The sequence below is a fragment of the Streptomyces sp. NPDC003032 genome, assembly GCF_053591415.1.
The window spans coordinates 197,827-220,481 of the sequence record NZ_JBSFTT010000013.1 but is presented as its reverse complement, the minus strand read 5'-3'; the positions used below and the strand labels follow the sequence as shown (position 1 = coordinate 220,481).

Sequence of the window (22,655 nt, the reverse complement as noted above, 5' to 3'; positions counted from 1 at the left end):
TGCGGGCACGTTGCCCTGCGCCCAGGGGTGGCACCGTTACGCGCGCAGTCGCAGGCCCCGTGGGGTGGCGTGGAAGCCGGCTCCTTCCAGGAGGGGGGCGAAGGGGGAGGTCAGGGCGGCGGCGCCGTTGACGCGCTCCACGGTGACCGTGCCGAGGGAGCCCGCTCGGGCGGCTGCGGCCAGGGCCCCGGCGGCCGCGTGCAGGCGGGGATCTTCGGTGACCGGTTCCTCGGGAACCCCGGGCCAGGCGAGGAGTGTCTTGCCGCCGCGCTCCATGTACAGCGTCAGTTCGCCGTCGACCAGGACGACGAGGGAGCCCGCCTTGCGGCCGGGCTTGTGGCTCGCGCCGGTCGGAGGCTCGGGCCAGGGCAACGCGGCGCCGTACGCGTTGGCGGGGTCGGCGGCGGCGAGGACGACGGCGGCCTGTGCGTCGGAGGGGCGCGAAGCGCCCGTACGCTCCCGGGAGTTCGCCGTGGCGCGCAGGCGGTCCACCGCGCCGTCCATCGCGAACTGGGCCGCGCCGAGCCCTTCCACGACGTAGCCCCGCCGGGCCTGGCCGCTGTCCTCGAAGGCGGACAGGACACGGTACGTCGCCGAGAAGCCGCCCTCGACACCTTCGGCCGCCACCGCACCACGGGTGACCACGCCATGCCGATCCAGGAGGGAGCGGGCCAGGGCGTGCGCGCGCACCGTCAGGTCGGACTCGCGCGGCGGAAGCAGCGACCAGCGGCCCGCGACCGTCGGGGGGCCGCTGCGGGAGGCGGTACGGGCGGCGGCGGTCAGCGTGCCGTATCGCCCGCGCGGGATGCCCCGCTTGGCACGGTGAGCCGTGGCGCCCGCGGTGCGGCCCGAGCCGAGGAGCGAGCGCATCGGGCTGAGCGTGTCGTTCGTGAGCCGTCCCGACCAGGCCAGTTCCCAGACGGCGTCGGCCAGTTGGGGGTCGGAGGCTTCGGGGTGGGTGGTGGCGCGGACCTGGTCGGCGATCTGGCGGAAGAAGAGGCCGTACCCCCCGGAGAGGGTGTCCAGGACGGACTGGTGCAGGGCGGTGAGTTCCAGGGGATGCGGGGGCGGCAGGAGCAGGGGCGCCGTGTCGGACAGGTAGAGGGAGACCCAGCCATCCTTTCCCGGCAGGGATCCGGCGCCGGCCCAGACCACCTCGCCGGCCGCGGTCAGCTCGTCGAGCATGGCGGGGGTGTAGCCGGAGACCCGCGACGGCAGGACGAGCTTTTCGAGCGCGGATGCCGGGACGGTCGCCCCCTGCAACTGCTCGACGGCGCGCGCCAAGCCGTCGATGCCTCGCAGGCCATGGCCGTCCAGGTGCTGCCACTGGGGCAGGAACTGGGCGAGTGCGGACGGTGGCACCGGCTCCAGCTCGTGCCGCAGGGCCGCCAGGGATCGGCGGCGCAGGCGGCGAAGGACCGCGGCGTCGCACCACTCCTGGCCGATGCCCGCCGGGTGGAACTCGCCCTGTACGACGCGGCCGTTCCCCGCGAGGCGTTGCAGCGCGCCCTCCGTGACCGCCGCTCCGAGGCCGAAGCGGGCGGCGGCGGTGGCGGACGTGAACGGGCCGTGCGTGCGCGCGAAGCGGGCCAGGAGGTCGCCGAGGGGGTCCTTGACCGGCTCGGTGAACGCCTCGGGGACGCCCACGGGCAGGGCCGTGCCGAGGGCGTCCCTCAGGCGTCCGGCGTCCTCGATCGCCGCCCAGCGCTCGGCCCCGGCGATCCGGACCCGGATGGCGCGGCGGGCGGACGCCAGCTCAGCGGCCCACTCGGGCTCCGCACCACGCTCGGCCAACTCGGCCTCAGTGAGGGGTCCAAGGAGGCGCAGCAGATCGGCGACGCCTTCGGAGTCCTTGATCCGGCGATCCTCCGTGCGCCACTGGAGCTCCTGCTCCAGCTCGGTCAGGACGTCCGCGTCGAGCAGTTCGCGCAGCTCCGCCTGGCCGAGGAGCTCCGCGAGCAGATGGGAGTCCAGGGAGAGGGCCGCCGCGCGCCGCTCGGCCAGCGGGGAGTCACCCTCGTACAGGAACTGGGCCACGTACCCGAACAGGAGCGAGCGGGCGAAGGGAGAGGGCTCCGGAGTGGTGACCTCGACGAGGCGGACGCTGCGGGACTCGATGTCGCCCATCAGTTCCGTGAGGCCCGGTACGTCGAAGACGTCCTGGAGGCACTCCCTGACGGCCTCAAGGACGATCGGGAACGAGCCGTACTCGCTCGCCACTTCGAGCAGTTGCGCGGCGCGCTGGCGCTGCTGCCACAGGGGGGTGCGCTTGCCGGGACTGCGGCGCGGCAGCAGCAGGGCGCGGGCTGCGCATTCGCGGAAGCGGGAGGCGAACAGGGCCGAGCCGCCCACCTGGTCGGTGACGATCTGGTTGACCTCGCCCTTGTCGAAGGCGACATCGCCGGCCCCGATGGGGGCCTTGTCGGCGTCGTACTCCATGGCGGGCTCTGCGGGGTCCTGGTCGAGCAGGTCCAGGCCCATCAGGTCGGCGTCGGGCAAGCGCAGCACGATGCCGTCGTCGGCGTGCATGACCTGCGCGTCCATGCCATACCGCTCGGTCAGGCGGGCGCCCAGGGCGAGGGCCCACGGCGCGTGCACCTGCGCTCCGAAGGGCGAGTGCACGACGACCCGCCAGTCGCCCAGCTCGTCACGGAACCGCTCCACCACGATCGTACGGTCGTCCGGGATGTGACCGCAGGCCTCGCGCTGCTCCGCGAGGTACGTCAGGACATTGTCGGCGGCCCAGGAGTCGAGCCCCGCGGCGAGCAACCGCACGCGCGCGTCCTCCCGCGAGAGCGCGCCGACTTCCCTGAGGAACGCGCCGAGCGCACGGCCCAGTTCCAGCGGGCGCCCCAGCTGGTCGCCCTTCCAGAAGGGCAGGCGGCCGGGGACACCGGGAGCGGGGGAGACGAGGACACGGTCACGGGTGATGTCCTCGATGCGCCAGGAGCTCGTGCCGAGCGTGAAGACGTCGCCGATCCGGGACTCGTACACCATCTCCTCGTCGAGCTCTCCGACGCGGCCGCCGCCCTTCTTCGGGTCGGCGCCGGCGAGGAAGACCCCGAAGAGGCCGCGGTCGGGGATCGTGCCTCCGGAGGTGACCGCGAGGCGCTGTGCGCCCGGCCGCCCGGTGACCGTGCCCGCCACGCGGTCCCAGACCACGCGGGGGCGCAGCTCCGCGAAGGCGTCGGAGGGATATCGGCCCGCGAGCATGTCCAGGACGGCCGTGAACGCGGACTCCGGGAGCGAGGCGAAGGAGGCGGCCCTGCGGACCACCGTGAGGAGGTCGTCGACCTGCCAGGTGTCGAGCGCGACCATCGCCACCAGCTGCTGGGCCAGCACGTCCAGAGGGTTGGCCGGGACGCGCAGCGACTCGATTGCGCCGGTCCGCATCCGCTCCGTGACGACGGCCGCCTGGACCAGGTCGCCTCGGTACTTGGGGAAGACGACTCCGGTGGAGACCGCGCCCACCTGGTGGCCCGCGCGGCCCACGCGCTGCAGACCGGAGGCGACGGACGGCGGCGACTCGACCTGCACGACCAGGTCGACCGCGCCCATGTCGATGCCCAGCTCCAGACTGGACGTGGCGACCACGGCCGGCAGCCGGCCCGCCTTCAGATCCTCCTCGACCAGCGCGCGCTGCTCCTTGGAGACCGAGCCGTGGTGGGCGCGGGCCAGGACCGGCGGAGCGCCCTTGGCAGCGCCGGACTCGGCCATCATCTCCGCGGGCGAGTGGTCCTCGGGGAGGGCCTCACCGGTCGCTCGCTCGTACGCGATCTCGTTGAGGCGGTTGCACAGGCGCTCGGCCAGGCGGCGGGAGTTGGCGAAGACGATCGTCGAGCGGTGCGCCTGGACGAGGTCGGTGATGCGCTCCTCGACGTGCGGCCAGATCGACGGGCGCTCGGCTGCCGCGCCCGTGCCGTCTCCGGAGTCGGCGACCGGGGAGCCGCCCAACTCACCGAGGTCCTCGACGGGGACGACCACCGAAAGGTCGAACACCTTGTCGGACGGCGGCTGGACGATCTCCACCTTGCGCTTGGGGGAGAGATAGCGCGCCACCTCGTCCACCGGCCGCACCGTCGCCGACAGGCCGATGCGGCGCGCGGGCTTCGGCAGCAGCTCGTCGAGCCGCTCCAGGGACAGCGCGAGATGGGCGCCGCGCTTGGTGCCCGCGACGGCGTGCACCTCGTCGAGGATCACCGTCTCGATGCCGGTGAGCGCGTCCCGGGTGGCCGAGGTGAGCATCAGGAAGAGCGACTCGGGGGTGGTGATCAGGATGTCCGGCGGGCGGGTGGAGAGGGCGCGGCGCTCGGCGGGCGGGGTGTCGCCCGAACGGATGCCGACGCGCACCTCCGGCTCGGGCAGGCCGAGGCGCACGGCTTCCTGGCGGATGCCGGTCAAGGGACTGCGCAGATTGCGCTCCACGTCGACCGCGAGGGCCTTCAGCGGCGAGACGTACAGCACCCGGCAGCGCTTCTTCGGGTCCGCGGGCGGCGGCGTCGAGGCCAGCTGGTCGAGCGCGGCCAAGAACGCGGCCAGTGTCTTGCCGGAGCCCGTGGGCGCGACGACCAGCACGTCGGCACCCTCGGCGATCGCCCGCCACGCACCGGCCTGGGCGGAGGTGGGCGCGGAAAAGGCCCCCGTGAACCAGTCGCGGGTCGCGGGGGAGAACTCGTCGAGGGCGCTGTGGGCACCGGACGTGGAGCTGACCATGACCCCATCGTGCACCCCGCCACTGACAACGGCGTCGACCTGCGGAAACGGCATTGCGCGCAGGTCGCAGAATGGAGGCATGGCAGCTTCGGCGGAGCAGGCTCGGCACTGGCGGTACGGCGAGCTGCCCGGCGTCGACCTGCTGCGGGCCCGCTATGTCCGCAAGACGTTCTTGAGGCACACTCACGAGCACTTCGTGATCGCGGCGATAGCCGAGGGCGTCGAAATCTTCCACCACAGCGGCGCCGACCGGCACGCGGGCCCCGGGACCGTTGCCCTGGTCAACCCGGACACCTCGCACACCGGCCGGGCCGGTGCGCCCGAGGGGTGGCGGTACGGTGCCGTCTACCCGGCACCGGAGGTGATCGCCGGCATCGCCGCGGAGACTACGGCCATTCGTGGCACGCCCGGGTTCATCCGTCCCGTGCTCGACGATCCGCACGCCGTCGCCCTCGTCCACCTACTGCTGCGCGCCGCGGAAGAGGGCAACGCGCTCGCCGCCGACACCCTCCTGCGGGTGGTGGTGACCCGGCTGCTGCGGCTGAACGGCGGGCGGCTGCCGCACCGCGCCGTGCGCACGGCCGGTGCCAGAACCGCGGCACGCGCGCGTGCCGTCCTTCAGGATCGCCTCGCCGATCCGCCGAGCCTGGAACGGCTCGCCACCGACCTCGGAGTCGGCCCTTTCGCCCTGCTGCGCGCCTTCCGCGACCTGTACGGCATGCCGCCGCACGCCTGGCTCACCGACGCGCGCGTACGCCGGGCGCTGCGCCTCCTCGACGCGGGAACGACCCCCGCCGACGCGGCCGCCGCCGTGGGCTTCACCGACCAGCCGCACCTCAACCGGCACTTCACCCGGATCGTGGGAGTGCCTCCGGGGGCGTATCAGCGCGAGCGCAAGAACGTACAAGACCCGGCGGCGGCAGCGCTCATAGCGTCCGGGGCGTGGCAGAACAGGCGACGCACACGGGCGCGGACGACGGAACCGACGCCGGCGACGGCACCGGCGAATCAGGGGGCAGGCACGCACAGGACGGACGCGCTTCGAAGAGGCGCGACGCGGCCGTCGTCCGGGACGCGCTCGGCGTCGGAGTCGCCGTCGGACTCTCGGGCTTCGCCTTCGGGGTGACCTCGGCGGGCAGCGGCCTCACCGTGCTCCAGGCCTGCGCGCTCAGCCTGCTGGTGTTCACCGGGGCCTCGCAGTTCGCGCTTGTCGGTGCGCTCGCGGGGGGCGGCCATCCCTTCACCGCCGCCGCGGGGGCTTTCTTCCTCGGAGTGCGCAATGCCTTCTACGGGCTGCGTCTGTCGCAGGTGCTCGACCTCCCGCGCGCGGTGCGGCCGTTCGCCGCGCACTGGGTCATCGACGAGACCGCGGCCGTCTCCCTCGCCCAGCCCACGCGGCGGGCCGCCCGCATCGGCTTCACGGTCACCGGACTCAGCCTCTACCTGCTGTGGAACCTCACCACGCTGCTGGGCGCACTGGGAGCCGAGGCGATCGGCGACACCGACGTGTGGGGGGTGGACGCGGCCGGGCCAGCTGTCTTCCTGGCGCTGCTCACGCCCATGCTGCGCACGGCGAGGGACCGCTCCGTCGCCGCCGTCGCGGGCCTCCTCGGGCTCGGACTGCTGCCCTTGCTGCCGACGGGAGCACCCGTCCTGGTGTCCGCGCTCGCGGTGCCGATCGTCCTCTGTGCAGAGGGCCGAAAACGCCGGGCGGGGCCCAGGCGTGAGGAGGACCGAGAGACTTCTGACGAGCCGCAAAGGGATGACCAGTGAACATCTGGATCGCGATCGGAAGGGACGACCAGTGAGCATCTGGATCGCGATCGGAGTGACTGTCGTCGGCTGTTACCTCGTCAAACTCGTCGGCCTCCTGGTGCCCGCCGACGCGCTGGAGCGGCCGCTCGTCAAGCAGATGGCAGCCCTGCTTCCCGTGGCCCTGCTGGCGGCTCTCACGGCCCAGCAGACCTTCGCCGACGGGCGGGTGCTCTTTCTGGACGCCAAGGCGGCAGGGCTCGCCGCGGCCGCCTTGGCGCTGCTCCTGCGTGCGCCGTTCCTGGTCGTCATCGCGGTGGCCGTGTTCACCACGGCCGGGCTGCGGGCGCTGACGGGCTGAACCGGCGCCTGCCGGGCCCGTCAGGCGATGGGCCGCCGGTAAGCCCGTAGCGTGCGCAGCGCCTCGATGGTCACGATCGGGCGCGACTCAAGGGCCGTACCCGGTGCCCACTGGCGCCACCGGACAGGCCAGCCGCCGTCCTCCTGCTGTTCCCGCGCCAGGAGGTCCAGCGAGCGCTCCATCTCGGCATCGGTGAACCACGCGCGCGCGAGCGACTCGGGAGTCTTCGCGAAGTCGTGCGCGAAGTGGTGCTCACCCGGCGCGTATCCCGGGGACACCGGATACGCGTCCAGGTCGTCCGGGTCCAGCGCCGCCAGACGCTGCTCCCGCACGAGGCGTCCGAGGCGGTCGGCGGCGGCCTGCGCGCGGGAGCGGTCGGGCGCGCCGTCGAGGAAGGCGACGGCCGCCTGGACCTCGTACGGATGCGACTTGCCGAGCGATTCGACGGCCGCCCAGCAGAAATCCGTGGCCCGGAAGAGCCAGGCGTGCCACACCCCGTTGCGGTGCAGCAGCCCGACCACGGGCCCGGTGGCCAGCAGCTCACTGGGCGGGTTGTCGAGGATCGGCACGAACGGTGCCGAAGGGTAGCCGCGCTGGCTGGGATGGATCGCCGGGAGGGCGCCCTCAGGCGTCGACACGGACGTCAGATAGCGGCACACGCGCTCCACCCGCTGCCCGCCGCAGCGCCGGATCGAGTCCAGGATCCGCAGCGCGTGCCCGATGTGCAGCGGCTGGGCCACAGGGCCGCGCAGATCGGGTTCGAGTGCGTAGCCGTACCCGCCGTCCGCGGTGGCGTACGCGGCAAGGGCGGTCTCCACGGCGTCCGCGGCCCGGTCGCCGCCGTCGAGGAAGTGGTACGCGAACCGCCGCTGCTCCAGGACGCGCGCGGTGAGCCAGACGAAGTGCTCGGCGCGGGCGACCGGGGAGGACGCCGCGTCGGGGGAGGGCACTGGGTCGGGGGATGCTCCGGTTTCGGCCATGTTCCGACCGTAGGACGGAAAGCGTTCTCGACAAGCCCCCTGCGCCCGGCTGCACTCTCAGGGGCGCGATACTGGAGGCATGCGGTTGACGGTCTTCTGGCAGCGAATGGCGGCTCACTTCGGAGCGGGCTACGCCGACTCCTTCGCGCGTGATCACGTGATGACGGAGCTGGGAGGCCGTACGGTCCACGAAGCGCTGGAGGCGGGCTGGGAGGCCAAGGACGTCTGGCGCGCGGTCTGCACGGCCATGGACGTACCGCCCGAAAAGCGCTGACTACGGACCACCCTATGGGCCGCTCGTGGCCTCTACGGGTCGCTCCACGGGCGGCTTGTTGTCGTCGGAGGGCGCCGCCACGCGCGCGTAGGCCGCCACAGGATTGTGGGCAGCCCGTCCCAACATGCGGGGGCGGCGACCGATTGCCGGCGGCGTGGGCGAGACTGGCCCCGTGGCACCCACAGACGAGACCGCGCAGGTCACCCAGGACATCGCTCCACTCGGCACGACGCCGCCCGCGCAGCCCCCCGCCGGGGCCGAGGCAGGGCACGGCGCCCGCATGCCGCGCTGGCTGCCGCGTGCCATGGTGCTCGCCCTCGCGCTCATCGCCTGCTTTCAGCTCGGCAGTTGGGCCTTCCATCAGCTGACCGGGCTGCTGATCAATGTCCTGATCGCGTTCTTCCTTGCGCTCGCGGTCGAGCCGGCGGTGAGCTGGATGGCCGCGCGCGGGCTGCGCAGGGGCTTCGCCACGTTCATCGTCTTCATGGGCGTCGTGATCGCGAGCGCGGGCTTCGTCACGCTGATGGGGTCGATGCTCGCGGGCCAGATCGTGGACATGGTGGAGGACTTCCCCGACTACCTCGACAAGGTCATCAGCTGGATCAACCAGACGTTCCACACGGAACTCTCCCGCGTCGAGGTGCAGGACAGCCTGGTCCACTCCGACTGGCTGCGGAAGTACGTGCAGAACAGCGCCAGCGGCGTCCTGGATGTCTCCGCGCAGGTCCTCGGCGGTCTCTTCCAGCTTCTGACGATCCTGCTGTTCTCGTTCTACTTCGCGGCTGACGGGCCGCGGCTGCGTCGCGCGCTGTGCTCGGTGCTGCCGCCCGCCAAGCAGGCCGAGGTGCTGCGCGCCTGGGAGATCGCGGTCGACAAGACCGGCGGCTATCTGTACTCGCGCGGGCTGATGGCACTCATCTCCGGGGTCGCCCACTACGTCCTGCTCCAGGCGCTCGACGTCCCCTACGCGCCCGTGCTCGCCGTGTGGGTGGGCCTGGTCTCCCAGTTCATCCCCACCATCGGCACGTATCTGGCGGGCGCCCTGCCGATGCTGATCGCCTTCACGGTCGATCCCTGGTACGCGCTCTGGGTGCTGATCTTCGTAGTGATCTATCAGCAGTTCGAGAACTACGTGCTGCAGCCCAAGCTCACCGCCAAGAGCGTGGACATCCACCCCGCGGTCGCCTTCGGGTCGGTCATCGCGGGAACGGCACTTCTCGGCGCGGTCGGAGCGCTCATCGCCATCCCGGCCGTCGCGACCCTGCAGGCTTTCCTCGGGGCGTATGTGAAGAGGTACGACGTCACGGACGACCCCCGGGTGAACGGGCACCGGCGCCGGGTCGGACCACCCCTCCTCGCGCGCGTGCGGCGCGCGTTGCGCGGGCCGAACGACCCGGGGGCGGCGGCGGAGTCCGAGACACGACCGAAGCCGGACGAGCGCCCGTAGGACCCGGCGGGCGGTTGTTCAGAGCGGCAGCAGTCGAACCTCGGCCTCGGGGAGCTTGGCCCACCAGTAGTGGTGGCGGCTGTAGACCTTCGTCTCGCGGTCGGCGAGGAGCGCGGTGAGGGAGCGGGCCTCCGCCGCGAGCTCGTCCCAGGTCCCGGGCGACAGGGAGTGGAAGGCCGTGGCCTCGATCGCGCCGTCCACCTGACGCCACACCCCGGCGACATGGCCGTCCACCAGCAGGGTGGGCAGCACGTCGCCGTTGTTCCGGATCACCAGGGGGCGGTAGGCCGGGGGTATCAGGCGGCTGCGGTCGGCGTAGGCCAGCAGAACGCTGTCCCACATCGCCATGAGCCGGGGCGGTGCGGGGGTGTCCGCGGCCGGGCGGGAGGCGCCCGGAAGGTCGAACAGCGCGCTTCCGTCCGGCCCCTGGAACTGCTCGACGACGCCGTCCAGAGCGCGGAGCGCCTCACGTACGGGAGCCCGCTGCACCATGGAGAACTGAGCCACGTCCGCCACGGACGCGGGGCCGAACCCCTCCAGATAGCGCAGGATCAGGGCCCGCAGCGCCTCCGGTACCACCGCTCGCCCCACCGGCAGGGGCCCGGCCTCGGCCGCCACGAAAGACGGCCGGACGCCGAACGACCACGGCGCGTCGGTCGGCGCGTGGTGCAGCGGCGCATACGCCTTCAGCCCCCACCACGCCCCGTCCGCCTTCTCGGCGCCGAGCCGCTCCGCGATCCATCCCTGCAACTCGGCCGAGGTCCGCGGCCGGGCGGCGAAGGCCAGCAGTTCCGGCACCATCTCCTCGGCGTCCGCGGGCGTCAGGCCCGAGGCGGCGAAGCGGTGGCCGAGCCGGGAACCGTACAGGGTCGGCTGCATCGCTCCGCGGAAGTCCTGGTAGTCCTCGGCGTGTACGGCGTGCAGGGTGATCCGCATGAGCGTCGCCTTGACCAGCGTGCGCTTGGCGAAGGCGGTGTCGAGCTCGGCAGCAGCGAAGCCCGTGAGTCGGTTCCAGAGCGCGAGATACGGCGAGGCCGCGTGCTGCGCCTGCAGCGCGACCACGCGTCGTATCCCGTCCTGGACGGTCAGCGGCTCACGCTTCAGCAGCATCTGACGGCTGAGGGTGGCCCGGTTGAGTTCGCCCGCGGTGATCTTCACAGCGCAGGATTCTGCCCCGCTCCACCTCGCCCCAGCCAGTGCTTGGGCTGTCCCGGTCTCCGCCGCCCCCGAGGGCGGTGTCGAGCTTGACACTAAAATCGAACATCCATTCTTATGGGGTGTCCGGCGGTGATTTTCCGGGGGCGCGGGGGTGATCCCTGGCACGCTTCGGCGGATTTCGGTGAGGGATGGCCTCGAGTTATCCACAGGCTGGACGGGCGTCGGGGCGGATTGTCAGTGGCAGGCGTTAGCGTCTTTGACGTGAAGCGATCGACTCAAGCAAATCGGGTGGAACCCATGGCAGGAACCGACCGCGAGAAGGCGCTGGACGCCGCGCTCGCACAGATTGAACGGCAATTCGGCAAGGGCGCAGTGATGCGCATGGGCGAGCGGCCGAACGAGCCCATCGAGGTCATCCCCACCGGGTCGACCGCGCTCGACGTCGCGCTCGGCGTCGGCGGCATCCCGCGCGGCCGTGTGGTGGAGGTGTACGGACCGGAGTCCTCCGGTAAGACGACCCTCACGCTGCACGCCGTGGCAAACGCCCAGCGCGCAGGCGGCGCGGTGGCCTTCATCGACGCGGAGCACGCCCTCGACCCCGAGTACGCGAAGAAGCTCGGCGTCGACATCGACAACCTCATCCTGTCCCAGCCGGACAACGGCGAGCAGGCTCTCGAGATCGTCGACATGCTGGTCCGCTCCGGCGCCCTCGACCTCATCGTCATCGACTCCGTCGCCGCCCTGGTGCCGCGCGCGGAGATCGAGGGCGAGATGGGTGACTCGCACGTGGGTCTCCAGGCCCGTCTGATGAGCCAGGCGCTCCGGAAGATCACCAGCGCGCTCAACCAGTCCAAGACCACCGCGATCTTCATCAACCAGCTCCGCGAGAAGATCGGCGTGATGTTCGGCTCCCCGGAGACCACGACCGGTGGCCGGGCGCTGAAGTTCTACGCGTCGGTGCGGCTCGACATCCGACGCATCGAGACCCTGAAGGACGGCACGGACGCGGTGGGCAACCGCACCCGCGTCAAGGTCGTCAAGAACAAGGTCGCGCCGCCCTTCAAGCAGGCCGAGTTCGACATCCTCTACGGCCATGGCATCAGCCGTGAGGGCGGCCTGATCGACATGGGCGTGGAGAACGGCTTCGTCCGCAAGGCGGGCGCCTGGTACACGTACGAGGGCGACCAGCTCGGCCAGGGCAAGGAGAACGCCCGTAACTTCCTGAAGGACAACCCCGACCTCGCCAACGAGATCGAGAGGAAGATCAAGGAGAAGCTGGGCGTCGGCGTGAAGCCCGAGGCTCCGGCCGCCGAGCCGGGCACGGACGCGGCGGGTACCGTCCCGGCCGATGACGCCGCCAAGACGGTGCCCGCGCCGGTGGCCAAGGCCGCCAAGTCCAAGGCCGCGGCGGCAAAGAGCTAGTCCGTGACGCGACGAACCGACTGGACGGACCACACCGTCCCCGAAAGCCGCCCCGGGGCCCCGGGGCGGGGCCACGGGGACGGTGTGGATCAAGACGGCGTCGGCCAAGGTGATGGCCGCGGTTTCCGGGAGGACGACGGGGCCGGCTTCGGGGGCGATGGCGGCAACCGGGAGGGCGGCATCGGCCGGAGCGGCGGGCGCCGGCGGCGTGGCGGCTTCGGTGACCATCAGGACAGCGGCCCCCCTTCCTCGTCGAGGGCCGAGAAGGGGGAGCCGCCGACGGGGGATCCGGCTGAGCGGGCGCGGGCGATCTGTCTGCGCCTGCTCACCGGTACCGCGCGTACGCGCAAGCAGCTGGCCGACGCGCTGCGCAAGCGGGACATCCCCGATGACGTGGCGGAAGAGGTCCTCTCCCGCTTCGAAGAGGTCGGCCTGATCAATGACAGCGCCTTCGCGGACGCCTGGGTGGAGTCCCGCCACCACGGCCGGGGCCTGGCCCGCCGGGCACTCGCCCGGGAGCTGCGGACCAAGGGCGTGGAGTCCATGCTGATCGACGAAGCCGTGGGGCAGCTGGACTCGGAGCAGGAGGAGGCGACCGCGCGCGAGCTGGTCGCCCGCAAGCTCCGCTCCACGCGCGGCCTGGACCGGGACAAGCGGCTGCGCCGCCTCGCGGGCATGCTCGCCCGCAAGGGTTACGGGGAGGGCATGGCGCTCAGAGTGGTCCGGCAGGCCCTGGAGGAAGAGGGCGAGGAGACCGGGGACTTGGGGTGCGAGACGTTCTGAGCGGGCCGCTCCCACGGGGGTGGGGCGGCACCCAGAACGATCCACGCATCCCAACGGGCGCTCCGTGGGGTGGGGTTATCCCCCCTGCGGAGACGCCGGGCCGCCGCAGTGCACAGGAATGTGTGCACAGACGACTGTGTACGCATGGCAGAGGAACCCGGCACGACTGATGCGAGGCAGGCCCATGACTCGGCCTCCGCCACTGCCCCTGCCTCGCAAAAACCCCCGGCTGCCCACGCCCAAGCCGCTCCGGAGAAGCTTCCAGCCTCAGCCTCAGCCACGGAAGAGGGGGACCCTCCGGAAGGGCCCTCGCCCTCGCCCCCAGAAGAGCTGACCGACCTCAGCGTGCTGAAGGCTCTCGCGCAGCCTCGGCGGCAGCAGATGCTGCAGCACCTCACCGTGCACGGCCCGGCCACCTCGGCGACGCTCGCCAGGGCCCTCGGCCTCAACACCGGGTCCACCAGTTACCACCTGCGCGAGCTCGCCCGCTACGGCTTCGTCGAGGAGACGCCCGAATCCGGGCACGGGCACCGGCACGGACGCGAGCGCTGGTGGCGGGCCGTCCCCGGCGACCGGCGCTTTCCGCCGCGCAGTCGGCAGAGCCCCGAGACGCGGCTCGTCATGGACGAGCTCAACCATCTCTCGTACGCCGCCGACCTCGACCTCTTCGAGCAGTCGCAGCGGGAGACGAGTGCCGAACTCGGCCAGTGGGCCGACGCGTTCCCGTACTCGCGCGGCACGATCCGGCTGACCCTCCCCGAACTGCGCGAGTTCTTCGAGGAGTACATCGGGCTGCTCAACCGCTACAAGCGCCCCGACACCGACACCCCGGCCGGCGCCCGCACGGTGCTCACGCGCTTCATGGCCTTCCCCGCACCCTCCAGGCCCGCCACGCCCGCCGCCCCCGCCGCGCCCTCCGACAACCGAAAAGAGACCGAGCCCTCATGATGCTGCGCTACGCACTGCAGACAGTCAGGGACCGCAAAGGCGGATTCCTGGGTGCCTTCCTCGCACTGATGTGCGCAGCCGCACTGATCACGGCATGCGGCACCCTCCTGGAGACCGGGCTGCGCGGCACCATCAAGACCGAGCGCTACGCCGCCGCGCCCGTGATCGTCTCCGCCGACCAGAACGTCCACCAGACCACGGTCAAGCACAAGAAGGGCAAGACCAAGGTCAAGCACAAGGCGAAACCGATCGCGGAACGGGCCTGGCTGTCGGCCGAAGGCATAGCGGACCGGCTCAAGAAGGCCCCGGGCGTCCGCGCGGTCGTGCCCGAACTGACGTTCCTCGCCCAGCCATTGGCGCCCGCCGTCGCGAGGGACGCCGACAGGCCCGCGTACGGACACGCCTGGAAGTCCGCCGCCCTCACCCCCTTCCGTCTCGTCGACGGCAGCGCACCGCGTGCGGCGGGTGACCTCGTCATCGACCGTGATCTCGCCGACCGCACCGGCCTGACGCCCGGCGACCGGCTCACCGTCCAGTCGACGCAGAGCCCGCGCAGCTACCGCATCACCGGCATCGCCGCCCCTCAGAACGGCGCCCTCGCCCACCAGACCTCGCTCTTCTTCTCCCCCGGAGAGGCCGAGCGGCTCGCGGCGCACCCCGGAAAGGTCACGGCCTTCGGCGTCGTACCGGACGAGGGCACCGACGTCGCTGAGCTGAAGCGGGCTGTCGTACATGCCCTCGACGGCACGACAGCACAGGTCAGCACGGGTGATGATCGCGGACCTGTCGAGTTCCTCGACGCGGCGGGCGCCCGCGTCAAGCTCGTCAGCATGGGCGCCGCGATGGGCGGCACATCGCTCCTCGTCGCCGTCCTCGTGGTCGTCGGCACCTTCGCGCTCTCCGTCCAGCAGCGCCACCGCGAACTCGCCCTGCTGCGTGCCGTCGCCGCGACACCGAAGCAGATCCGCAGGCTGCTGGGGCGCGAGGCGCTGGTCGTCGGTGCCGCGGCGGGTGTCACCGGCTCGCTCGCCGGAATCCCGCTCGGCGGCTGGCTGCACGGCCGGTTCGTGGGCACGGGGGCCGTCCCGGCCACCCTCGAACGGGCCGTCAGCGTCTTCCCGCCCTTCGTCGCCATCGCCGCGACCCTGCTCGGCGCCTGGGCCGCCGCCCGCATCGCGGGCCGCCGGATCGTCCGGATCCGCCCGGCCGAAGCCCTCGCCGAGGCGCGGGTCGAGCGGGTCCGGCCCGCCTGGGGCCGCGTCGTCGCCGGTCTCGTCCTGCTCGTCGGCGGCATCGTCCTGGTCGCCGTGCTGAGCATCCTGCACACCGAGGCCGCGTCGACTCCCGTGACATTCCTGGCCGTTGTGGTCTTCGCCTGCGCCATCGCGCTCCTCGGCCCGTTCGTCGTCCGGGCGGCGGCCGCGCTGCTGCGTGGTCCGCTCCGGCTGAGCGGCCCGGCCGGCAAGCTCGCCCATGCCAACCTGCGCGGCAACGCGGCCCGGATGGCCGCCGCCGTCACCCCCCTCGCCCTCCTCACCGGCATGACCTGCACCGTCCTCTTCGTCCAGCCCACCCTCGACGACGCGGCTCGCGCCGAGGCGCGCGACGGCATCCGCGCGAACTGGGTGCTCGCCGCGCAGGGACCGGGCGTTCCGGCGCAGGCGGCGCGTGAGTTGCGTACGACCGAAGGCGTCGAGGCCGCCACCGAGGTCGTACGCACCACCGTGCGCGTAGGGCTCGGCAAGTACCCGGCGCAGGGCGTCACGCCGGAGAGCCTGGCCCGGACCTGGGACCCGGACGTCACCGCCGGATCCCTGAAGGGCTTCGACGAGGACAGCGTCGCCGTCAGCGAACTGGCCGCCGACCGGCTCGGCCTGAAGCCGGGCAGCACGCTCAAGTTCACCCTCGGGGACGGTACGAAGGCCGAGCTAACCGTCCGGGCCGTGTACGCCCGCGGGCTCGGGTTCGGCGATCTGACCATGGCGCACGGCCTGGTCGCCCGCCATGTCGACAACCCGCTCGCCGCCACGGTCCTCGTCAAAAGCGACCGCACACAGCAACAACTCGCGGCGGCGGTCGAGAAGTTCCCAGGCGTACGAGTTCTCGCCCCGGCCGCCGCCGACGGACTCCAGGCCGAGCGCCGGCAGGACAACGCCGAGGTGAACCACCTCGCCATGGGGCTCGTCCTGGCCTTCACCGCCATCGCGGTCGTCAACACCCTCGCGATGTCCGTGTCCGAGCGCATCCGGGAGTTCGCGATGCTCCGGCTCGCGGGCGCCACACGCCGCCAGGTGCTGCGGATGCTGCGCACCGAGGCGCTGTCGGTCCTTCTCATCGGCACGGCGCTGGGCAGTGGGGTGGCGCTCGCCGTCCTGAGCGCGTTCAGCGTGGGCATGACGGGCAGCGCGGCACCGACGGTCACTCCGCTGGTGTACGTCTCCGTGGTCGCCGTCGCCGGGCTGCTCGCCCTGGTGGCGACCGTGCTTCCCGGCCGTGCCGCCCTGAGGCCGCTCCCGGTCGCGGTGGCGACGGCGAAGGAGTAGGGAAGTAAGGGGCAGCACGCAAGGGTGGGCGCCCCTTACCCGAGGGGCGCTCACCCTTGCCTTCACGGGCCCATCGCGCGCGTTCACACGGTGACCGGAAGCCCCGCCGTCCGCCACGCCTGGAAGCCGCCGACGAGGTCGGTCGCGTGGCGCAGCCCCAACTGCCGCAAGGAAGCGGCCGCGAGGCTCGACGCGTACCCCTCGTTGCAGATCACGACGACGCGCAGCGCGTGACCGGTGGCTTCCGGGGAGCGATGGCTGCCCTGGGGGTCGAGGCGCCACTCCAGTTCGTTTCGCTCGACGACCAGCGCTCCGGGGATCAGTCCGTCGCGTTCCCGCAGTGCCGCGTATCGGATGTCGACCAGCAGGCCGCCGGCTTGGGAGATGGCGTACGCCTCCTGGGGAACGACCCGGTCGAGGCCGAGCCGTACGCGCTCCAACAACTCGTCGATGCCGATCGGCTGTTCACTCACTGCCAGTCCTCCGGGCGCTCCACGGACTCCAGGCGGAGCACGTCGCCAGTCCGGCTGTAGCGGCGGATCCGTGGCAGGGGCGGGTAGTAGGCGTGTACGGAGATGGCGTGCTCGGCGGGCGACTCGTTCAGCACCTCGTGCACGTGGTTGCGGCCGAATGCGCGGCCCTCGCCAGGCGTCAACTCCCGTTCGCGGTCGACATCTCCGGTGAGTTCCAAGGTCTTCCAGCCGTCGGTGGGCAGGCGTACGGCGAGCGCGTTCTCCTTGAGGGTGCCCGCCGCGGTGAGGAACGCGCCGATCGACTCCGCGTGGTCGTGCCAGCCGGTGCCGGTACCGGGCGGCCAGCCGATCAGCCAGGCCTCGCTGCCACCGGGCCCCTCCAGGCGCACCCAGGTGCGGCCCTCCGGGTCGAGCGGCAGGGAAGCGATCAGCTCGGGGTCGGCCGCGCTGCGGCGGACGAAGTCGAGGAGTTCAGCGGCGGTGGGGGCGGCGGGAGCGGTGGAGCGTGCGGACGCGGGCGCGGTGGAGGAAGGGGTGGGGGCAGACACGGGTACCGTCCTGGAAGTTCGCGGAAGAGCACGCGAGCAGGCCGGGAAGCGGCGCTCAGCGTGCGGGGGAAGAGGCGAATTCAGCAGGACGGGTGACACACGCAGCCCGCGTAGCGGACGAGGTCCATATGGACCCTCCGCCACAGGCGCACATCGGTGTCGGTCACGATCCGGAGTAGACCATGGAGGTCGGGGGAGGTCAACTCCTGCGCATCCGCTGCCGACGGGGGCCTCGCCGGGGGCAGCGACCCCGGAATACGTCCACCGACCCACACCGACAGCGAACCCCACGCCCGCGGCCATGCAGACACTGACCGGCCCGCCCAGGGGAGCGGACCAGCCCCCGCCACCGAGCCCGCGCCTACCAGTCCACGCCGACAACGGACCACGCCCACGCCGCCAGGGCAAACACTCACCGGTCCAGCCCCGCCGCCGGGCTCGGGCCTATCAACCCACGCCGGCAGCGGTCCGCGCGCCCGCCGCCAGGCAGACACTCACTGCCCCCCACCAGCAGCGGACGCCCCCCGCCACCGGTCACACGCCCATCAAGCCCATCTCGGCCCCCCACAGGACCGAGGCACACGCACGCCCCCTCACTTCGCCGGCCGCGCCGCCCGCGTCCCCGCGGGGCTTGCCTCCCCGCCCCCCGGAATCGCCTGGCCGACAGGCTCCGTATCGGCGGTCCCCCGTTCATGGACCGTCGGTTTCGGGCCGCCCACCGCCGCCTCGGTCGCCGCGTACAGCTCGGCCGGGCGGACTCCGGAGAGCGCGGTGACCAGGCGCCCGTCGGGGCGTACGAGCAGGACCGAGTGCGCGCCGGCCCCGGGGTAGTTCTCCGCGACGAGCAACTCGGCGGGGTGCGGCAGTGCCGTGACGGCCGCGGCGAGCCGCGGCATGATCCCGGCCGTCACCCAGTGCCGCCGCTCCCACACCATGGTGCCCGGCGCGACCAGGACGACGAGGAAATGACCGAACCCGAGCCGTTCCCGCAGCTGCACGAAGGACCCGTCGGGCGCGGTCACCCGCACATCGGCGACCGGAGCGCCCGGCTCCGTCGCCACCGCCACCTCGGACTCGGACGGCGCGGGCGCCAAGGGCGAGCCCGCGTACGACGAGGGTGCCCCGAGCGGCCCGCGCCCCACGTGGCCGTCCGTGAGGAGCGCGTCGTGCCCGCGCGCGGTCCCCGGCACGTAGGAACGCAGACCTTTGCCGCCGCGCAGAACCGGCAGCGACTGGTCGGCGGCGCGCAGCCGTGCGGCCACACCGGCCCGCCGCTCGGTCTGGTAGCTGTCGAGCAGCGGATCGCGCGCGCCGTGGTGCCAGGCGAGCGCCAGCTTCCACGCGAGGTTGTCCGCGTCCCGGAGCCCCTCGTCGAGCCCCTGGGTGCCGAGCGCGCCGAGCAGATGCGCGGCGTCCCCGGCAAGGAAGGCACGGCCGACCCGCCACCGGCGGGCGAGGCGGTGATGGACGAGGTGCACACCCGTGTCGAGCAGTTCGTACGGAGGTGTGGAGCCCCCGCACCAGCCCGCGAGGGTCTCCCGGATCCGCAGGACCAGGGCATCGGGCGTCACCAGCTCACCCCGCGGCGGCAGCAGCCAGTCGAGCCGCCACACCCCGTCGGTGAGCGGGCGGCCCGTCACCTCGGCGCCTCCGCCGCGCCACGGGGGCATCCGATGCAACAACGCCTCACCCGCCCAGGGAAGTTCCGTCCGCAGCGCCGCCACGGCATGTCGCTCGACGGCCGTACGACCCGGAAAGCGGATGTCGAGCAGCTTGCGCACCGTCGAGCGGGCCCCGTCACAGCCCACGAGATAACTGCCCCGCCACCACGTGTCCTTCCGCCCACGCGCGTGGGCGGTCACCCCGGAGGCGTCCTGCTCCAAGGAGTCGAGCTTGCTCGCCACCGCGAGCTCGACGAGCCGCTCGTCGGCGATGGCGTCGCGCAGCGCGCCGGTCAGGACGTGCTGCGGAAGATGCAGCGGGGAAGGAACCTCGTCGCCGAAGGAGAGTTCCCGTATCACTTGCTTGCGCCGCAGGGACCGCCAACTCGTCCAGCGCGCACCCGTTTCCGTGTCACCGAACGACCGCCCCACGAGCCGTTCCACGAAGGCAGCGGTGTCCTCGCGGAGCACGACTGTTCGCGCGAGGCGCTGTTCGTCCTTGCCGGGCCCTTCGTCGAGGACCACCGTGGGCACCGAGTGGCGGGCGAGTGCGAGAGCGAGGGCGAGGCCGACGGGGCCCGCGCCGACGACGATCACCGGGTCCACGGCGCACGCCCTCCGGCCCGTCGGGTTCCGAGGGTCCGGGCTGCCCGGAAGCGCTGGACGTACGTACAGGAACTGGCAGTTGGAGCCCGGTGCACGATCACAGAACGTATGCAACCCATTGCCGGTGCTTGCGTCAAGTGACGATGGCAGTGGCGTTCACCAGGAAGTAAGAGTGAAGTGGAGCGGAGGGAGAGGGATTCGGGCCCGGGGAAACGAGTGTGGGGAGCGGCACCTCGGCCGCCCCCCACACTCGTGTCGACGTTACGTCAGTTGGACTTCCCAACCGTGCCGTTGGAGTCGTCGTCCGGGCGCCCGGATCCATCCTCGGTCCGCCCGGGTCCCGCCGAGGGCTTCGCGGCACCTGCCGATGGCTCCACAGGGCCCATCGCGGGCTCCGCAGCGACCTTCGGGCCCAGCGGCGTGGCCGCGTCCAGCACGCCCGGCGCCTCCGCGGGCTCCGCGGCGGCGGCCACCACGATGCCCGTCTTGGCGCGGCGCCCGCGCTTCTCGATCCAGGTGGCGAGCGACGAGAGCGCCAGACAGAGCGAGATGTAGATGACACCGAAGACGGCCACCGTCTGGACGAACGGGTAGGTGCCGTTCACCGGAGTGTTGTTGGCGATCAGGCGGGCCGAGTACAGCAGCTCCGGGTAGAGGATCATGAAGCCGAGCGAGGTGTCCTTGAGGGTCACCACGAGCTGGCTGATGATCGTCGGCAGCATGGAGCGCACGGCCTGCGGGAACAGGATGCTGGCCATGACCTGGGTCTTGCTCAGGCCCAGGGCGTAGGCGGCCTCCCGCTGGCCCTTGGGGACGGCGTTGATGCCCGCGCGCAGCACCTCCGCCTGGACACAGCCGTTGTAGATGGCCAGGCCCCAGACCAGCGCCCACATCGGGGTCATGTCGCCGAGGATGCCGACCCACAGGGCGAAGATCGTGATCAGCAGCGGGATCGACCGGAAGAGGTCGATGAAGATGACCGAGGCCCAGCGGACGAGCCGGTGGTCCGAGAGCCTGCCGACGCACAGTACGACCGCGAAGACCAGCGAGAAGACACCGGCGAGCGCGAAGACCTTCAGGGTCGCGAGGAGCGCGTCGAAGATGTTCTGGCGGATGCCGGAGTAGTTGAAGATGTCCCACAGGGCGCTGTCGAACTCGCCCTTCTCGTTGAGCCGCAGCACGACCCAGACGATCAGGCCGAGCACCGCCGCGGTGCCGACGATCGAGTAGATCCTGTTGCGGACCTTGGCCTTGGGGCCCGGGGCGTCGAAGAGAACGCTGGCGCTCATCGGGCGACCTCCATTCGGTGCTCCAGCAGCCGGAAGGCGCCATTGATGGCGTACGTGATGATCAGGTAGGCGACCGTGACCCAGAGGAAGATCATCGTGATGTCGTAACCCTCATTGCTGAGGGTCTTGGTGACGTTGAACAGATCGACGTTGTCGAAGCCGCCCGCGATCGCCGAGTTCTTGGTCAGCGCGATGAAGATCGAGCCCATCGGGGCGATGACCGCGCGGGTGGCCTGGGGGAGCACCACTACCCGCATCACCTGGGTGAAGCTCATGCCGATCGCGCGAGCCGCCTCGGCCTGCCCCATCGGCACGGTGTTGATGCCGGAGCGTATCGCCTCGGCGACGAAGGACGAGGTGTAGAAGCCCAGCGCCACGACGCCGAGCACGAAGGAGTTCATGTCCGGGAACAGGATCTTCGGAAGGATGAAGAAGGCCACCAGGAAGAGCAGCGTCAGCGGGGTGTTCCGCAGGATGTTCACCCAGAGGGTGCCGAAGATGCGCAGCGGCGGGACCGGGGAGACCCGGAAGGCGGCAATGATCACGCCGAGCACCATGGCGATGATCCCGCTGACCACGGTCAGCTCCACGGTGCCGATGAACCCCTCGCGGAACAGCGACAGGTTGTCGGTCAGTACGTTCATGAATTCTCCGCGAGAGGGCGGTCGGGCGGCGATGGGCTCACAAGACACCCCGCCCCGTACGGACGTGTCGGCCGTACGAAGCGGGGCTCGGGGGTCCTACTTCGGGTCGGTGAAGGCCGGCGGGTCCTTGTACTCGGAGCCGGACTTGCCGATGGTGGCGTCGAACGCCTTCTTGTAGTCGCCGTTCTCCTGGTGCGCCTTGATGGCGTCCGCGACGGCCTTCTGGAGCGCCTTGTCGCCCTTCTTGAGGCCGACACCGTAGGGCTCGTCGGAGAAGGGCTTGCCGACGACCTTGAGCTTGCCCGGGTTCTGCGCCGCGTAGCCCATCAGGATGGCGTCGTCGGTGGTGACGGCGTCGACCTGGTTGTTGAGCATCTGCGCCACGCACTCGGAGTACTTGGACAGCTCGGTCACCTTGGCGCCGTACTTCGGCTTCTTGATGTTCTGCAGCGGCGTGGAGCCGACGATGGAGCAGACCTTCTTGCCGCGGACGGTCTCCGGGCCCTTGATGTCCTTCTCGTCCTCGCGGACCAGCAGGGAGGCACCGGCGTGGTAGTACGGCCCGGCGAAGTCGATCTGCTTCTTGCGCTCGTCGTTGATCGTGTACGTGCCGATCATCAGGTCGACATCGCCCTTGGAGACCGCGGTCTCGCGGGCACCGGAGTCGATCGTCTTCCACTCGATCTGCTTGGCCGAGAAGCCGAGGTCCGCCGCGATCATCTTGGCGATCTCGATGTCGAAGCCGGAGTACTCCTTGGTCGACTGGTCCTGGAAGCCCAGGTACGGCTGGTCGGCCTTGGCGCCGACGACCAGCTTGCCGCGCTTCTTGGCGTCCTTGAAGACGGACGAGTCGACCGAGACGTCCTTCTTGACCGTGTAGCTGAGCGCCTTGGTGTCCTTGCCGTCCGAGCCCTCCGGCTTGTCACCGGCGGAGCCCTCCTTGCCACCGCAGGCGGTGGCGGTCAGCGAGAGCGCTGCGACGGCCGCTGCGACGGCAACGGACTTACGGAGCTTCATGGGGAACATCCTCTGTTTCGACTGGAGTTGAGACGG

The 22,655-nt window shown here is 71.5% G+C and carries 18 protein-coding genes and 1 pseudogene; 9 read left to right on the top strand and 10 right to left on the bottom strand.

The window, feature by feature from the left end; translation table 11 throughout:
- Window positions 1-36: 36 nt before the first annotated feature.
- Window positions 37-4,713, bottom strand: coding sequence for an ATP-dependent helicase (locus ACWDZ7_RS20580; protein WP_451798695.1), 4,677 nt, complete (start codon window positions 4,711-4,713; stop codon window positions 37-39).
- Window positions 4,714-4,792: 79 nt separating this feature from the next.
- Here ACWDZ7_RS20580 and ACWDZ7_RS20575 point away from each other — a divergent pair.
- The 3 genes and pseudogenes from ACWDZ7_RS20575 to ACWDZ7_RS20565 all read left to right on the top strand — a co-directional run.
- Window positions 4,793-5,666 (top strand): annotated as a pseudogene (locus ACWDZ7_RS20575) (AraC family transcriptional regulator); the annotation flags it as partial.
- Complete coding sequence (locus ACWDZ7_RS20570) at window positions 5,656-6,486, top strand: AzlC family ABC transporter permease (RefSeq protein WP_451798693.1); 831 nt, start codon at window positions 5,656-5,658, stop codon at window positions 6,484-6,486. The pseudogene ACWDZ7_RS20575 and the gene ACWDZ7_RS20570, both read left to right, overlap by 11 nt.
- Window positions 6,487-6,517: 31 nt before the next feature.
- Entirely contained in the window at window positions 6,518-6,826 is a 309-nt protein-coding gene (locus ACWDZ7_RS20565) for an AzlD domain-containing protein (protein ID WP_451798691.1), read from the top strand.
- Between the two features lie 20 nt (window positions 6,827-6,846).
- On the opposite strand, the gene ACWDZ7_RS20560 is transcribed toward ACWDZ7_RS20565, so the two are convergent.
- On the bottom strand, window positions 6,847-7,806 hold the full coding sequence (locus ACWDZ7_RS20560; RefSeq protein WP_451798690.1) for a hypothetical protein: 960 nt from the start codon (window positions 7,804-7,806) through the stop codon (window positions 6,847-6,849).
- A 79-nt stretch (window positions 7,807-7,885) separates the two neighbouring features.
- Between ACWDZ7_RS20560 and ACWDZ7_RS20555 the strand changes: the two genes are divergently transcribed.
- Window positions 7,886-8,080, top strand: a complete 195-nt coding sequence (locus ACWDZ7_RS20555; protein ID WP_451798689.1) for a DUF3046 domain-containing protein — start codon at window positions 7,886-7,888, stop codon at window positions 8,078-8,080.
- A 172-nt stretch (window positions 8,081-8,252) separates the two neighbouring features.
- The gene (locus ACWDZ7_RS20550) at window positions 8,253-9,527 is read left to right on the top strand and encodes an AI-2E family transporter (RefSeq protein WP_451798687.1); all 1,275 of its coding nucleotides are present in this window, start codon (window positions 8,253-8,255) and stop codon (window positions 9,525-9,527) included.
- Between the two features lie 18 nt (window positions 9,528-9,545).
- Here the strand turns inward: ACWDZ7_RS20550 and ACWDZ7_RS20545 are convergent, their stop codons facing one another.
- A complete protein-coding gene (locus ACWDZ7_RS20545; protein WP_451798686.1) occupies window positions 9,546-10,685 on the bottom strand; it encodes a winged helix DNA-binding domain-containing protein in 1,140 nt (379 codons plus the stop codon).
- A gap of 297 nt (window positions 10,686-10,982) precedes the next feature.
- On the opposite strand from ACWDZ7_RS20545, the gene recA reads away from it, so the two are divergent.
- The 4 genes from recA to ACWDZ7_RS20525 all read left to right on the top strand — a co-directional run bounded on the left by recA (window position 10,983) and on the right by ACWDZ7_RS20525 (window position 16,381).
- A complete protein-coding gene (gene recA / locus ACWDZ7_RS20540) occupies window positions 10,983-12,107 on the top strand; it encodes a recombinase RecA (protein ID WP_451798684.1) in 1,125 nt (374 codons plus the stop codon).
- A gap of 3 nt (window positions 12,108-12,110) precedes the next feature.
- Complete coding sequence (gene recX / locus ACWDZ7_RS20535) at window positions 12,111-12,890, top strand: recombination regulator RecX (protein ID WP_451798683.1); 780 nt, start codon at window positions 12,111-12,113, stop codon at window positions 12,888-12,890.
- A 345-nt stretch (window positions 12,891-13,235) separates the two neighbouring features.
- Window positions 13,236-13,838, top strand: coding sequence for an ArsR/SmtB family transcription factor (locus ACWDZ7_RS20530; protein ID WP_451798681.1), 603 nt, complete (start codon window positions 13,236-13,238; stop codon window positions 13,836-13,838).
- Window positions 13,835-16,381, top strand: coding sequence for an FtsX-like permease family protein (locus ACWDZ7_RS20525; RefSeq protein WP_451798680.1), 2,547 nt, complete (start codon window positions 13,835-13,837; stop codon window positions 16,379-16,381). The genes ACWDZ7_RS20530 and ACWDZ7_RS20525 overlap by 4 nt, the downstream gene beginning before the upstream one ends.
- An 83-nt stretch (window positions 16,382-16,464) precedes the next feature.
- On the opposite strand, the gene ACWDZ7_RS20520 is transcribed toward ACWDZ7_RS20525, so the two are convergent.
- The 7 genes from ACWDZ7_RS20520 to ACWDZ7_RS20490 all read right to left on the bottom strand — a co-directional run bounded on the left by ACWDZ7_RS20520 (window position 16,465) and on the right by ACWDZ7_RS20490 (window position 22,619).
- Window positions 16,465-16,860 carry a rhodanese-like domain-containing protein gene (locus ACWDZ7_RS20520; protein WP_451798715.1) on the bottom strand — a complete coding sequence of 132 codons (396 nt, stop codon included), beginning with the start codon at window positions 16,858-16,860 and terminating at the stop codon, window positions 16,465-16,467.
- The gene (locus tag ACWDZ7_RS20515; protein WP_451798678.1) at window positions 16,851-17,402 is read right to left on the bottom strand and encodes a cysteine dioxygenase; all 552 of its coding nucleotides are present in this window, start codon (window positions 17,400-17,402) and stop codon (window positions 16,851-16,853) included. Before ACWDZ7_RS20515 ends, ACWDZ7_RS20520 begins: the two co-directional genes overlap by 10 nt.
- An 80-nt stretch (window positions 17,403-17,482) precedes the next feature.
- Window positions 17,483-17,554 carry a putative leader peptide gene (locus ACWDZ7_RS20510; RefSeq protein ID WP_327084869.1) on the bottom strand — a complete coding sequence of 24 codons (72 nt, stop codon included), beginning with the start codon at window positions 17,552-17,554 and terminating at the stop codon, window positions 17,483-17,485.
- Between the two features lie 441 nt (window positions 17,555-17,995).
- Window positions 17,996-19,669 (bottom strand): FAD-dependent monooxygenase, encoded by a 1,674-nt coding sequence (locus ACWDZ7_RS20505; protein ID WP_451798676.1) that lies wholly within the window; start codon window positions 19,667-19,669, stop codon window positions 17,996-17,998.
- A gap of 266 nt (window positions 19,670-19,935) precedes the next feature.
- Window positions 19,936-20,958 (bottom strand): amino acid ABC transporter permease, encoded by a 1,023-nt coding sequence (locus ACWDZ7_RS20500; RefSeq protein WP_451798675.1) that lies wholly within the window; start codon window positions 20,956-20,958, stop codon window positions 19,936-19,938.
- Entirely contained in the window at window positions 20,955-21,602 is a 648-nt protein-coding gene (locus ACWDZ7_RS20495) for an amino acid ABC transporter permease (protein WP_451798673.1), read from the bottom strand. Before ACWDZ7_RS20495 ends, ACWDZ7_RS20500 begins: the two co-directional genes overlap by 4 nt.
- 96 nt (window positions 21,603-21,698) lie before the next feature.
- Window positions 21,699-22,619, bottom strand: a complete 921-nt coding sequence (locus ACWDZ7_RS20490; RefSeq protein WP_451798671.1) for a glutamate ABC transporter substrate-binding protein — start codon at window positions 22,617-22,619, stop codon at window positions 21,699-21,701.
- Window positions 22,620-22,655: the final 36 nt, after the last annotated feature.

What these genes read in the sequence shown, in the direction of transcription:
- ACWDZ7_RS20580 (WP_451798695.1), bottom strand. Translation starts at nt 4,713, where the DNA reads ATGGTCAGCTCCACGTCCGGTGCCCACAGCGCCCTCGACGAGTTCTCC.
- ACWDZ7_RS20525 (WP_451798680.1), top strand. Translation starts at nt 13,835, where the DNA reads ATGATGCTGCGCTACGCACTGCAGACAGTCAGGGACCGCAAAGGCGGA.
- ACWDZ7_RS20495 (WP_451798673.1), bottom strand. Translation starts at nt 21,602, where the DNA reads ATGAACGTACTGACCGACAACCTGTCGCTGTTCCGCGAGGGGTTCATC.
- ACWDZ7_RS20500 (WP_451798675.1), bottom strand. Translation starts at nt 20,958, where the DNA reads ATGAGCGCCAGCGTTCTCTTCGACGCCCCGGGCCCCAAGGCCAAGGTC.
- ACWDZ7_RS20490 (WP_451798671.1), bottom strand. Translation starts at nt 22,619, where the DNA reads ATGAAGCTCCGTAAGTCCGTTGCCGTCGCAGCGGCCGTCGCAGCGCTC.
- ACWDZ7_RS20560 (WP_451798690.1), bottom strand. Translation starts at nt 7,806, where the DNA reads ATGGCCGAAACCGGAGCATCCCCCGACCCAGTGCCCTCCCCCGACGCG.
- recA (WP_451798684.1), top strand. Translation starts at nt 10,983, where the DNA reads ATGGCAGGAACCGACCGCGAGAAGGCGCTGGACGCCGCGCTCGCACAG.
- ACWDZ7_RS20555 (WP_451798689.1), top strand. Translation starts at nt 7,886, where the DNA reads ATGCGGTTGACGGTCTTCTGGCAGCGAATGGCGGCTCACTTCGGAGCG.